Origin of the sequence: Sphaerisporangium rufum (assembly GCF_016863395.1) — a bacterium.
Classification (GTDB): domain Bacteria; phylum Actinomycetota; class Actinomycetes; order Streptosporangiales; family Streptosporangiaceae; genus Sphaerisporangium; species Sphaerisporangium rufum.
Genome location: NZ_BOOU01000040.1, coordinates 22618 through 35602, shown reverse-complemented (window position 1 = coordinate 35602; position 12985 = coordinate 22618). Strand labels below are relative to the sequence as shown.

Here is a 12985-nt window from a genome sequence, read left to right as displayed (position 1 = left end):
GGAGCGAACCGCCGAGCAGGCGCCGGCCGAGCCGCCGGCCAGGTTCGGGCGGGTCCTCGGGCCGGCGCCGCGGCAGATCGACTGGCCGGTACGGCCGGCCGCCGGCCAGGAGGCGGCCGGTGCGCCGGGACGCCCCCCGGCGGAGCCGCCCGCCCGCCCGGGCCCCGTGGTGGGCTGGCCGGTGCCGTCCGCACCCGCGAGCGAGCGGCCGGCGGTGGAAAGCGAGAGTGGCCGGCCGGCGGAGAGCGAGGGCGGGCGGCCGGCGTGGCCGTCGGCGGCGAGCGAAAGTGGCCCGTCGGCGCGGCCGGGCACGCAGAGCGAAGGCGGCCGGTCGGCGTGGCCGGGCACGGAGAGCGAAGGCGGCCGGCCGATTCGGCCGGGCGTGCAGAGCGGAGAAGGGCGGCCGGAGGCCGGTGCCGCGGGAACGCGGACCGCGGGGACGGGGACCGCGGGAGAATGGCCGGCGGCGGAGGCACCGGCCACCGAGCCCGGTACCCGGACCGGGCGGGAGGAGAGGCACGGGCGGGGAGTGCCGCCGCTGTCGATCCGGGCGGTGCCCGGCGCCGGCGGCACCGCGAGCCCGGCCGCGCCGTCGGTGCCCGGAGCGCGGCCCCCGGGCGGCGAGGAGCCGCGGGTGCGCCGGGTGGAGTCGGTGGTCGGCCGCGAGCAGTCCGGCGGCTGGCGGCGGCTGGCCCAGGTCGTCGTGGGCGGCGGCGGGCCGAGCCGCCAGGACGGCCTGGAGGCGGACGAGGCGCGGGCCCGGACGCCGTTCACCGGCAGCCGCCGGGTCGTCGTCCTCGGCTGCACCGGCGGCGCCGGGCAGACCACGACGGCGCTGATGCTCGGCCACACGCTGGCGCGCTATCGGGACGGCCGGGTGCTGGCGGTGGACGCCGGCGTCGGCGACCACACCATGACCGGCCGGATCGCCGCCGAGTCGCCGGAGTCGCTGACCTCGCTGATGGCCTGCCTGGACGGCATCAGCGGCTACCTGAGCATGCGTTCCTACACCACCCGCTGCGACTCCGGACTGGAGGTCATCGGCTCGGACGCGGACGCCGCGGCGGCCCGCCGGCTGGCCGACCGCGGGTTGTTCTCCGAGCGGCGGCTGGCGGCGGCGATGCGGGTGCTGGACCGGCACTACAACCTGATCGTGGTCGATCCGGCCGCGGCGGTGGCCGCCCGCATGCTGCCGCACGCCGACCAGCTCATCCTGGTGGCCCCGGCGAGCGAGGACGCCCCGGACGCGGTGGCGATGACCTTCGACTGGCTGGACGGGCACGGGTCCGTCGAGCTCCGCCGCCGCGCGATCATGGTGGTGAACGGGGTGAGCCGGCGCAGCATGGCGGGCGTCGAGCAGGCCGAGGCGGTGGCCCGCGGCCGGTGCCGGGCGATCGTCCGGGTGCCCTGGGAGGACGAGCTGGCGCCGGGCCGGCCGGGGCCGGCACAGCCGGGCCACCTGCGGCCGGGCGGGCGCCGGGCGTACGTCGCCCTGGCGGGAGTGGTGGTGAGCGGGCTGGCGGCCATCCGCCGTCCGAGCGAGGAGGAAGTGGCCCAGTGACCAGCAAGCGACCCAGGCGCGCGGATCGGGCCGGCTGATGGGCCGGTCATCACGGTCGCGCAGCCGGCTGGCCGTCCGCTACTTCGACGACCGTGTCCTGCTGACCGACACGGCCGCCTGGGCCTATTTCCGGCTGCCCACGGTGAGCTACGAGTTCGTGACCGCCGAGGAGCGGGAGGCGCTGGCCACCAACATCACGATCGCGCTGGCCGCGATCCGGATGAGCGACGCGGAGGTGCACCTGCGGGTGGCGCACCGGGCCTACCCGGCGGCGGAGTGGGCGATGGCGCTCAACGCCACCTCCGACGAGGGGGAGGGCTGGCGCGACTACCTGGAGGAGATGTACCGGCACGTCTGGGCCAAGGACTTCTGGACCAAGGAGGTCTACCTCGGCGTCCGGCTCGGCCCGCGCGGTGCGCAGCTCGGCACCGGCGTGCTCGCCCAGATCTTCGGCTTCTACCAGAAGAGCGAGCGGTCCCTCGGCATCGAGGACGACCAGATCCCGGCCACCGAGATCGCCAAGTGGACCGAACAGGCCGAGCGGCTGGGCCGGGCGCTGTCGTCCAGCGCGCTGTACGCCCGGCACGCGACCTCCGGCGAGGTGGCGTGGCTGTTCCGGCACGCCGCGTCCGGCTCGCTGGGCGACCCGCCGCCGTCGGCCACCCCGTCCCGGCGGTGGGGGAAGGGCGAGGTGGAGTCCCTGGTGGAGGGGCAGATCCACAACGGGCGGTCGTTCCTGCGCATCGAGCAGCCGGCGGGCGACTCCTACGTGGCGCACCTGTCGTTCGCCCGGTTCCCGGACCTGATGCCGTTCCCGGACGGCGAGCCCTGGCTGCACTTCATGGACCAGTTACCGTTTCCGGTCGAGGTCAGCTCGCGGATGCGCCTCATCCCGCCGGTGAAGGCGAGCAAGGACGTCGCGCGCAAGCTCGCGCACGCCCGTGACATGGACATCCACATCCGCGAGGCCGGGGCGGAGGCGCCGCTGGCGCTGGCCGAGCAGATCGACGCGGCCCGCATGCTGGAGCACGGCATCACCAAGGAACGGCTGCCGTTCGTGTACGGCTGGCACCGGCTGATCGTGGCCGCGCCGACCGAGGAGATGTGCGTGCAGCGGGTCGAGGCCGTCGTGGAGCACTACCGCGACATGGGCATCGACATCGTGAACTCCACCGGCGACCAGTTCTCGCTGTTCTGCGAGTCGCTGCCCGGCGAGCGGGTGCGGGTCAACGCCTACGCCCAGCGGCAGCCGCTGCGCACGATCGCCGGCGGCATGGCCACCGCCACCGTCGACCTCGGCGACCGCGCCGACGAGACCGGCGCGGGCTGGGCCGGGCCGTACATCGGGGAGACGCTGGGCCGGGCCCGGGCGATCGTGCACTTCGACCCGCTGGTCGCCGCGACGCGCAACCGCCCGACGGCCATCGCCATCACCGGCGAGCCGGGCGGCGGCAAGACGACGCTCGCGCTGCTGCTCATCTACCAGATGGCGCTGCGCGGGGTGACGGTCGCGGTGATCGACCCCAAGGGGGACGCCGAGTCGTTGGTCGAGTTGCTGCGCCGCCGCGGGCGCCGGGCGCGGGTCATCCCGCTCGGCTCGGCGGCGCCCGGGCTGCTGGACCCGTTCTCGTTCGGCGACGACATCGCGACCAAGAAGACCATGGCCACCGAGACGCTGCGGCTGCTGCTGCCCCGCATGTCGGAGGAGCGGGAGTCGGCGATGATCCAGGCGGTGGCCACGGTGTCCAACGCGCCGGACCCGTCGCTGGGCAAGGTGGTCGACCACCTGGAGCAGGCCGAGGACGCCGCGTCGCGCAACCTCGGCGCGGTGCTGCGCTCGATGGCCGAGATGCACCTGGCCCGGCTGTGCTTCGACGCCTCCGGCGGCGAGCAGATCGACACCGAGGGCTGGACCACCGTGTTCACCCTGGGCGGGCTCACCCTGCCGGACGTCGCCACGGCGCGGGACGATTACTCCTACGAGCAGCGGCTGTCGGTGGCGCTGCTCTACCTGGTGTCGCAGTTCGCCCGCCGGTTGATGAACGGGCTGGACCGCCGGGCGCCGAAGGCCATCTTCCTGGACGAGGCGTGGGCGATCACCTCCACCCCGGAGGGGGCCAAGCTGGTGCCCGAGGTCTCCCGGATGGGCCGCTCGCGCAACACCGCGCTGGTGCTGGTGTCGCAGAACGCCGGCGACCTGCTGAACGAGCAGGTCACCAACTGCCTGTCCTCGGTGTTCGCGTTCCGTTCCACCGAGCGGGTCGAGGTGGAGAACGTGATGGCGCTGCTCGGCCTGGAGCCGTCGGAGGAGCACAAGGCCGCGCTGCGCGCGCTCGGCAACGGCGAGTGCGTCTTCCGCGACCTGGACGGGCGGGCCGGCCGGATCGGTGTCGACCTCATCTCCGAGGAGCTGCTGCGGTGGCTGGACACCAATCCGACCCACGACAAACCCGGCGAGAGCCTGCATGATCCAGGTGGGCGGGCGAGCAGGTCGGCGCAGGAGGTGCGGTCATGAGAGACCCGGGCGGCGAGACGGCGGACGGACCGGGCCCGCGGCGGGCGGGCCCGGCGGCCACCGTGGTCACGGCGGACAGCATGGTCACGGCGGACAGCATGGACCCGGCGGGCACCGTGGGCACGGCGGACACCGTGGAACCGGCGGGCGCGGGCGGGCGGGCGGGCCGCTCGGCCGGCCGGCGGGCGCGGGCGGCGGGCCGGTGGGCGCGGGAGACGTGGGCGGTCTGGGGGATGTGGCCGCTGTGGGTGCTGGGCGTGCGGGGGGCGGTGCCGGCGGCGAGGGCCGGCGCGGTCCCCGGCGCCCGCCGCCCGGCCGGCCGGTCCCGGACCCGGCGGCAGCGGCTGCGGCGCAAGGCGCTGGTCGTGCTGGCGCTGCTGGCCGGCGTGCTGGTGGTGCCGATCGCGTTCTCACCGGGCGTGGCCGGCGCGGCGGGGCCCTGTGACCTGTCCCCGGACCTGGCGCCGGAGATCGTCGGCGCGGGCGTGGACGGCCTGGTCAAGCCGCCGCCGCCCGACTCGGCGGCCGGCGCCGAGCGGACCGCGCCGACCGGGGCGGTCGCCGCGACCGGGGTGACCGGGGCCGACGCCCGGGTGCCCGAGCCCAAGACGAACTACGAGCGGTACGGCATGGCCGGCCAGTTCTGGCACACCTACGGGCTCGGCTGCACCGACGTGGCGGCGGTGCTGGGGAACGCCTGGGCGAACACGGTGTTCACCTGGGCCAAGGACATCGACCGGATGACCATCACGACCTACCAGGCCGCCGCCACCGAAGGACCGCTCCAGTCCATCAAGGACGTGGTCGACGACATCGTCACCAACCTGGCCGAGGCCATGTACTGGCCTTACCTGCGGGTGATCATCCTGCTGGCCGCGGTCTGGCTCGCCTGGTACGGGCTGATCCGCAAGCGCGCGAGCACCACCGCCGAGGGCGTCATCTGGATGATCCTCGCGGTCACCGCGGCCGTGTGGTTCTTCAGCCGGCCCGGGGACTTCACCGGCCTCGGCAAGGAGGTCACCGACAAGACCGGCGAGGTCGTCAACTCGGCGTTCAGCGGGCTGCCCGGGGCCGGCGGCGCGTCCTGCCTGCCGCTCAAGGGCCAGGCCGACCCCAAGGCCGGCCCCGGCGGGTACGGGCAGAGCGGCACGCCCGGCGTCGACCAGAACGCCGACGCGCTGTGGTCCACCCTGGTGTGCAAGCCGTGGCTGATGGGCGAGTTCGGCACCGCCGACGCCCGGGCCCCGGTCGTCGCCGTCATGGCCCCGAAGCTGCTGGACATCCAGGCCACCGACCTGCAGGAGCAGGCGTCCGGGCAGAAGGTCGCCTCCGACGCCCACCAGGCCAAGTACGAGCAGGAGGTGGCCAAGCCGCTGGAGAGCACCCCGATGTTCTTCCTCTTCCAGGGCAAGGACTGGAGCAGCAGGCTCGGTATCGCGATCGGCGCGCTGCTGGCCGCGATGGTCGCCGGCGTGCTCATCTTCCTGGTCGCGGTGTCGCTGATCGCGCTGAAGGTCGGCTTCCTGCTGCTGCTCATCCTCGGGCCGGTCTTCCTGCTCATCGGCGTCCATCCGGGCACCGGGCGCATCATCGCCATGCGCTGGGTGGAGATGCTGATCGGCACGCTGCTCCGGCAGGCCGTGCTCGCGCTGGTCCTCGGGGTGCTCGTCTACGGCTACGCGCTGATCATCGCCACGAACCTGCCGTGGGGCATGCAGATCATGTTCATCGCGCTGCTCACCATCGCCGTCTTCTTCTACCGGCGGCCGTTCCAGCATCTGTTCTCGTCCATGGACGGGCACACCCTGGCCACTCGGATGCTCGGCGAGGCCACCACCGCGCCCACCCTGTCCCGGGCGGCGAACGCGCTGCCGCCGGTGGCCAGCGCGCGGGTGGGCCGCTGGGGCCTGCGCAAGGCCGAACCGGTGCTCAACGCGGCGGCCATGGCGGCCGGCGGCGCGGCCGCGGCGGCCGCCGCCTCCGGCGTCGCCCAGGGCCGGGTGCGCGGCGAGGAGGTGCCGGGCGGTGCCGGGCAGCAGTCCGGCACCCGGGTGCCGGTCGGCGCCCAGCCGGTCCCGCTGGACGGGGACGGCCAGACGGGCGTGCGGCGCAAGGCGACCGGGCGCGGCACCGCGGTGCCGAGGACGGGCGCGGCCCCGCCGCTCAACCTGTCCGGCCGGCCCGGCGGCCCGGCGGGCACCGGCCCCCGCCCGGCGGTCCGGCGCGGCGCCGCCGGCGGTTCCGGCGCGGCCGGCGGTTCCGGCGCCGGCGGCGGGTCGGGTTCCGCCGGCGGGTCGGGCTCTGGCGGCGGTGCGGGCGGTGGCTGGTTCGGCGGGCGGCCCGGCGGCGGCTGGGCGTCCCGGTCGGCCGCGGCCGGCCCGGCCGGTGGCGGTTCGCCGTCCGGCGGGTCGTCCGGTGGCGGTACGCGCCGGTCGGAGGGGGCCCGCGGGCCGCGCTCCACCGCCGGCGGGCCGCGCGGCCTGCTCGGCGGGTCGTCCGGCGGCTCGTCCGGCCGGGCCTCCGGCGGGTCCGGAGGACGGTCGTCCGGCGGGTCCGGGTCGTCCGGCGGGCGGTCGTCCGGCGGGTCCGGGTTCTTCGGTGGCGGGTCGGGCCGGTCGTCGAGCGGCGGTTCGTCCGGTTCATCGGGTTCGTCGGGCGGCTTCTTCGGTGGCCGGTCCTCTGGCGGCCCGCCGTCCGGTTCTTCGTCCGGCGGGTTCTTCGGCGGGTCCGGGCGGTCCGGCGACGGCCGGGCGGCCGGGCGGTCCGGCGGAGACCAGGCGCCGCCGCTCTGGCTGCCGCCCCGCCCGGCCGCGGGCCGGGGCGAGAACGAGTCGTCGCCGTTCTGGCTGCGCGCGGCCGGCCCTGACGAGGACTGACGATGGCACTGGGCGACGACCGGCGGAAGATCGTCTTCGCCGTGGTGGTGCTGGCCCTGGCCGGGGTCGGCGTCTACCTGTCGCTGCGCCCCGCTGCGGGCGGCGACGGCCGGGCCGAACCGGCAGGAGTGATCACCACCGGGCCGGCGCGGCCGCCGGCCGCCGACCCGCCCGCGGCCAGTCCGGGGTCGTTCGACATCTATTCCTACCTGCCGGTGACCCGGGCGCAGATCGCCGAGGCCGCGGACGTGGCCCGGCGGTTCGCCACCTCCTACGCGACCTTCCGGCACGACGAGGACGCCGCCTCCTACGCCGAGCGACTCAAGGGCTTCACCACCGCGGAGTTCGGCGCCGTCCTGGCCCGGGACGTCACCACGCCCGCGACGGTGGAGCACAACCGCACCGAGCAGATCGTCTCGCAGGGGTCGGCCAAGCTCACCGCCATCCGGGACATCGCCGCCGGGTCGGTCACCGTCGTGGTCACCGCCGTGCAGGACATCACCGACCGCAACGGCACCCGGCGGCAGACCGCCGACTACGCCGTCACGCTCACCCAGGTGGGCACCGGCTGGCGGGTGTTCGACCTGCAACCGGCGACCACCGGCCAGTCCGGGGACACCGGGGGCGGTGCCGAGGGGGAGGGGCAGTGACCTCGCGGGTCCGCATCGCGCTGCTGCTCGGGCTGGCCGGCGTCGTGCTGCTCACGCTGGTCATGGCGCCGATGCTGATGAGCACGTTCCCCTCGTTCCTCGGCGGTGGCTCGCTGACCCGGGACGACTGCGCCGACGACGGTGCCGTCCAGGTCACCAACGTCTCCACCACCGCCAGGTCCGACATTCCGTCCGACTATCTCGAGTACTACAAGAAGTGGGGCAAGAAGATCGGCGTCCAGTGGACGCTGCTGGCCGCCGTCGGCAAGCGCGAGACCGACCACGGCCGGTCCAGCCTGCCCGGGGTGCGCGGCGGGGTGAACTACGCCGGGGCCGCCGGGCCGATGCAGTTCCTCATCAGCACCTGGGGCGGCAAGGCGAAGATCAAGATCCCGTCGAAGTTCAACGGCTACGCCTCCGATGGCGACGACGACGGGATCGCCGACGTCTACAACCCGGCGGACGCGATCCTCGGCGCGGCCAAGATGCTCAAGCGCAACGGCGCCCCGGCCGACCTGCGGCGCGCGGTCTTCGCCTACAACCACGCCATCTGGTACGTCGACCAGGTGCTGGAGATCGCCCGCCGGTACGCGGCGGACGGCACCCTGGACGTGCCGCCGGAGGCCGACCCGGCCTGTGACGAGCCGATCGTGGAAGCGGCGCCGTCCGACCTGGTGGCCAAGATCCTCGCCTACGCGCTCGCCCAGCGCGGCAAGCCGTACATCTGGGGCGGCACCGGGCCGCGCGGCTACGACTGCTCGGGCATCATCTACATGGCCTACCGCTCGGCCGGGTTGTCCATCCCGCGTACCACCTTCGGCCAGTGGCCGTTCGGCCAGAAGGTGGCCAAGGGGGAGGAGAAGGCGGGCGATCTGGTGTTCTTCAACGCCGGCCCCGGCACGTCCTCCAGCAGCCCGGGGCACGTCGGCCTGGTGCTGTCGCCCGGCAAGATGGTCGAGGCCCGCTGCACGCTGTGCGGGCCGATCAAGGTCACCACCTACCGGGACCGGCCGAACATCGTTGGCTACACCCGGCCGCTGCGCAATCCGGCCGTGCTGGCGCAGATCAAGCGCCTGGGCGCCACCTGACCGCCCGCAGCGCCCGCGCTGCCGCACCGCACCGCCCGCACCGCACCGGCCGGCCGCGACACGGCCGGCGGCGGGCTCGCGGCGTGTCCTGCGTGGCGGCGGCCGACTCCCTAGTCTTTACCCGCATGGAGAAGATTGTTGTGGCGGCCGCCATCGTGCGGGACGGCCGGCTGCTCGCCGCGCAGCGGGCCGGCCCGCCCGCCATGGCCGGCGGCTGGGAGTTCCCCGGCGGGAAGGTGGACCCGGGCGAGACCGACGAAGAGGCGCTGGTCCGCGAATGTCAGGAGGAACTGGGCGTCGAAGTCGCGCTGGGCCGCCGGATCGGCGGTGACTGGCCGCTCGGCCCGGGATACGTGATCCGCGTCTGGCTGGCCGGCCTGTCGTCCGGCGAGCCGTATCCGCACGAACATCTGGCGCTCCGCTGGCTCTCCCGTGAAGAACTCTTCGACATCGCGTGGCTGCCGGCCGACCGGCCGATCGTGCATGCGGTCAAGGCGCTCATCCCCGACGGGCGAAGCCGCTACGGTGGAACCTGACAGTTACGCAGCGTGACCGATAAGTCGCGTCTCGTGTCGGGGGAACGGGTGAGTTGCGGTGGTCGAGCGTTGGCGAGTGGTCGGCGGCATGGTGGGGACCGGCGTGCTGGTCCTGGGCGGCGGAGCGGCCGCGAGCGCGGCGGCCCGCGGGCCGGGCGGCGCGGCGGACGCCGGAGGGGGTGCCGATCTCAGCGTGCGCCTGGTGGGTGTGGACGGCCCGGACCGGTGGCGGGCGCCCATCCACCCCGGCGACGTGCTGCGGTTCCAGGTCAGCCTGGACGGTGACGCCGAGCGCGCCAGCCTGGCGGTGACCGCCATCCCGCGGGACGCGCCGGCCTCGGTCGGCTGCGAGAGCTCCCGGGCGGCCGCCGCCGGCCCGGCGGGCGTCGCGGCGGTTCCCGGCTCCCGGGCCGCGGACGCCACCGGCGCGACGGCGTCCCGCCCGGCGGGCGCCGCGAGGACGGCCCCGGCCGGCGCGGCGGGTGGCACGGCGGCGGCCGGCCGGTCCGCCCCGCGGCCCCGGGTCTGCGAGCTCGGCCAGATCGCCGGCACCAAGACGGTGGAGGTGGCGATCCGGGTGCCGCGCGCGGCCCGCGAGGTCGGCCTGTCCGCGCTGGCCCAGATGCGCGACCCGCACGGCGTGCAGTGGATCAGCCGGCTGGCGGACGTCAAGGTCCGCATCGACGGCTCGCCGGCCGCCGGGCGGTCCATGTCCGTCTCGACGTCCGAGGCGTCCTCCATCTCCTCCGGGCCGCCGGTCCCGGGCTCCGGCGACGGCTCCGGCGTTCCGGGTGACGGCCCTGGCCCGGCCGGCTCCCGGCCGCGCGGGCCCGCCGCTTCCACACCGAAGACCGGCTCCGGCACGGTGCCCGGCCCGGCCGCCGGCACCACCTCGGGCGACGGCACCGTGCCGGCCGGCCGGGACGGCCGGACGGACCAGGGCATCGCGGGCTCCGGCGGCCCGGCCCCGCAAGCCGGCACCGGGCCGCGGTCCGCGGTGGCGCCGGACACCAAGAGCACCGGGACCACCCCGGTCCCCGGCGCGGGGACCGATGCCATGCCGCGCGGCACCGGCGGCGCGTTCCCGGCCGGTGGCGGCACGCTCGCCGGCATCTCGGGCGCGGCCGTTCCGGAGGACCTCGGTACGGCGCCTGTGGACGCGACCGGGCACCCCGATGCGGTGCGGCCGGACGCCGCCGCGCCGGGCACGCCGCCCGCTCCGGACGCGGCGGTCCCCGGTCCGGCCGGGAGTGTCCGGCCCGCGGCCGAGGGCGCCGGCGATCCGGCCGGAGCTGCCCCGGCCGGTGCTCTCGCCGGCCCGCTGGCCCCAGGGTCGGCCGGTACCACTCCCGCCGTCTCGCCCGCCGTGCTGCCGCCGGACCCGCAGCTCCCGGGTGCCGGGCAGCAGACGGGCAGTGCCGGAGCATCGGCCGGCACCGCCCCGGCGGTCTGGCCCGCCGTGCCGCCCCGGAGTCCGCAGCTTCCGGGTGCCGGGCGGCAGGAGACGGGCAGCGCCGGAGCATCGGCCGGCACCACCCCGGCGGTCTCGCCCGCCGTGCAGCCCGCCGTGCAGCCCGCCGTACAGTCGGCCGGGCAGCCGGTGGTGCGGCCACCGGCCGGTGAGCCGGACGCCGTCGCGGGGGAGCCGGTGGTCCGGCCGCCGGCCGTCCGCGACGCGGGCACCCGCCGGCAGGGCGAGGCCGGCGACACCGCGTCACCCCTGGCAGTGGGCCACCCGGCGGCGGGGCACCGAGGGCCGGTGTCCGGCATCGCGGCCCGTCCCGGGATCCGGACCCCTGACAGCACCGCAGCGCGGTCGAGGCGCACGCCGTCCCGGCCGGCCGCCGGCGTCCCCGGGCGGCCGGCGCCCGCCGGAGTGCCCGGTCGGTCCCGGCCGGTGCCCATGCCGCCGGCCGTCCGCCCGCCGGTGCCCGCGCCGCTGCCGCCGCCGCTGGCCGCGCCGATGGCCCCGCCCGCGCTCAGCATGCCCATGGCGACCGCGATGCCGCCGGCCGCCGGTGCCGCGGCGCCCGGCGTCCCGGCGCCCGGCCCGGTGCTCGCCCCGGGCGCCGGGGCGCCGGGCCAGGTTCAGCCGCCGGTACCGGGCGCGCCGATGGCTCCTGGCGGGGCTCCGGTGCCCGGCGGCGTACCGGTCCCCGGCCGACCCGGCCCGGCGCCGGGGATGCCGGCGGTGCCGCTGCCCGGTGCTCCGGGCGCGCCGCTGCCGCAGGCGCACGCTCCGGCCAGGCCGAGCCTGCTCGCCGAGGCCCAGCGCGGCGGCATCGACGTGGTGCGCGGCCTGCCGGCCGCGGCGACCGCGGTGCTCCTGCTGCTCGGCGCCCTCGCGCTGCAGATGAGGCTCCGCCGCCGCTGGCAGCCCCGCCCGTAGCGAGGAGGGTTCACCGGCCGCCGGGTGCCTGCCGCCCGGCGGCCCGGCCGCCGTCCGGCACCGAAATATTCGCTCGCCGGGGCGACGCGGCCAGGAGAAACGGGCTGACTCCCCGATCTGTGCCGTCAATCGCCCTTTACTGTTACTTTTGCCAGCCTAATATGGCCTGGACAACATTCGGCGGGAGGGCAGTGGTGAGCGGACGCACGCAGGTGACGGCCGTCTCCGCCGTGCTGGCCGCGCTCGGGCTGACCAGCGTGGTGCTGGTGGCGACGGCTCCACTGACCGCGCCCCGGGCGAACGCGGCCGGCGTCGCGGTGGCGGACCCCACGGTCATCCTGCCGTCCGACCCGTCCGACCCGTCCGCCACGCCGAGCCCGTCGGTCTCGCCGGAGGCGACCGTCGCGGCGGCCGACCCGGACGTGGTCGAGCCGACCGACCCGGACTACACCGACGAGCCGGGCCCGGCCGAACCGGCCGACGAAGAGCCCGAGCCCACGGTCACGATCACCATCACCGAGACCCCCGCGCCCGTCGTCACCCGGACGCGGACGGTCACCCCCACGCCGACCAAGAAGCCGGCGCCCGCGAAGACCAGCAAGGCGCCCACCCCGCCGCCCGCCACCAATCCGGCGCCGATCAGCCCGCCGGCCACCGTGCCGTCGACCGTGCCCACCGCCGCGCCGATCCTGCCGACTCAGGAGCTCAGCCAGCAGCCCAGCGCGGATCCCGAGCCGCAGCTGTCGCTGGCTCCGGCGAGCCCGACCATGCCCGCCACCACGCCGGAGCCCACGCCGAGCCCCGCCGGGTTCGAGGAGCCGGACCCCGACTCGCAGCCGATCGTGATCCGCAACGCCTCACCCGAGTACGACCAGCTCACGCTGAGCCGCAAGCTGGCCATCCCCGGCGTGCTGCTGGCGCTGCTGGTCATGCTGGGCGTCTGGGTGTTCGAGGGCCGCATCCGGCGGATGGCGCACGCGGCCGCGGTCCGCCGCGCCGGGCCGCGCCGCCCGGGTGACGACCTGCCGCCCGGGATGATGCCGATCCCCGGGTATCCCATCCAGCACGGCGGCGCCACGTACGCGCCGATCATCAGCTTCGTACCGGTGCAGGGCTATCCGCTCGCCCCGGGCGACCACTCCGGGTACGGTCCCGCCCTCCCGGCCGGGCCGGCCGAGCCCTGGCCGCCCGCTGACGTGCCGCCCGCCCCTCCCGGCGGTACGGCCGTCTTTCCGGCGGCCGGCGGGGTGCCGGATGCCGGCTTCACCACCGCCGAGGTGATCTCGACGGAGGCGGCCGGGCCCGCCGGGCACGCGAAGCCCCGCACCGGCCTGTTCCGCCGCCTGTTCCGCCGCTCCTGACCCGTCCGG

The 12985-nt window shown here is 76.4% G+C and carries 8 protein-coding genes; all 8 read left to right on the top strand.

Annotation, left to right across the window (positions count from 1 at the left end; all coding sequences use genetic code 11):
- Nucleotides 1-529: 529 nt before the first annotated feature.
- Nucleotides 530-1561, top strand: coding sequence for an AAA family ATPase (locus tag Sru01_RS13545; RefSeq protein WP_203984713.1), 1032 nt, complete (start codon nucleotides 530-532; stop codon nucleotides 1559-1561).
- Between the two features lie 37 nt (nucleotides 1562-1598).
- Nucleotides 1599-4076: an ATP-binding protein gene (locus Sru01_RS13540; RefSeq protein WP_203984711.1), complete on the top strand. Its 2478-nt coding sequence runs from the start codon at nucleotides 1599-1601 to the stop codon at nucleotides 4074-4076.
- Nucleotides 4073-6952, top strand: a complete 2880-nt coding sequence (locus Sru01_RS13535; RefSeq protein WP_239137391.1) for a type IV secretion system protein — start codon at nucleotides 4073-4075, stop codon at nucleotides 6950-6952. Before Sru01_RS13540 ends, Sru01_RS13535 begins: the two co-directional genes overlap by 4 nt.
- A gap of 2 nt (nucleotides 6953-6954) precedes the next feature.
- On the top strand, nucleotides 6955-7602 hold the full coding sequence (locus Sru01_RS13530) for a hypothetical protein (RefSeq protein WP_203984709.1): 648 nt from the start codon (nucleotides 6955-6957) through the stop codon (nucleotides 7600-7602).
- Entirely contained in the window at nucleotides 7599-8690 is a 1092-nt protein-coding gene (locus tag Sru01_RS13525) for a C40 family peptidase (RefSeq protein WP_239137390.1), read from the top strand. The genes Sru01_RS13530 and Sru01_RS13525 overlap by 4 nt, the downstream gene beginning before the upstream one ends.
- Nucleotides 8691-8815: 125 nt before the next feature.
- Entirely contained in the window at nucleotides 8816-9226 is a 411-nt protein-coding gene (locus Sru01_RS13520; RefSeq protein ID WP_203984707.1) for a (deoxy)nucleoside triphosphate pyrophosphohydrolase, read from the top strand.
- Nucleotides 9227-9284: 58 nt separating this feature from the next.
- Nucleotides 9285-11615 (top strand): hypothetical protein, encoded by a 2331-nt coding sequence (locus Sru01_RS13515; RefSeq protein ID WP_203984706.1) that lies wholly within the window; start codon nucleotides 9285-9287, stop codon nucleotides 11613-11615.
- A gap of 194 nt (nucleotides 11616-11809) precedes the next feature.
- The gene (locus Sru01_RS13510; protein ID WP_203984705.1) at nucleotides 11810-12976 is read left to right on the top strand and encodes a hypothetical protein; all 1167 of its coding nucleotides are present in this window, start codon (nucleotides 11810-11812) and stop codon (nucleotides 12974-12976) included.
- Nucleotides 12977-12985 lie beyond the last annotated feature (9 nt).

Excerpts from the sequence above, each read along its gene's own strand:
- Sru01_RS13540 (WP_203984711.1), top strand. The coding sequence starts at position 1,599 with ATGGGCCGGTCATCACGGTCGCGCAGCCGGCTGGCCGTCCGCTACTTC.
- Sru01_RS13535 (WP_239137391.1), top strand. The coding sequence starts at position 4,073 with ATGAGAGACCCGGGCGGCGAGACGGCGGACGGACCGGGCCCGCGGCGG.
- Sru01_RS13520 (WP_203984707.1), top strand. The coding sequence starts at position 8,816 with ATGGAGAAGATTGTTGTGGCGGCCGCCATCGTGCGGGACGGCCGGCTG.
- Sru01_RS13530 (WP_203984709.1), top strand. The coding sequence starts at position 6,955 with ATGGCACTGGGCGACGACCGGCGGAAGATCGTCTTCGCCGTGGTGGTG.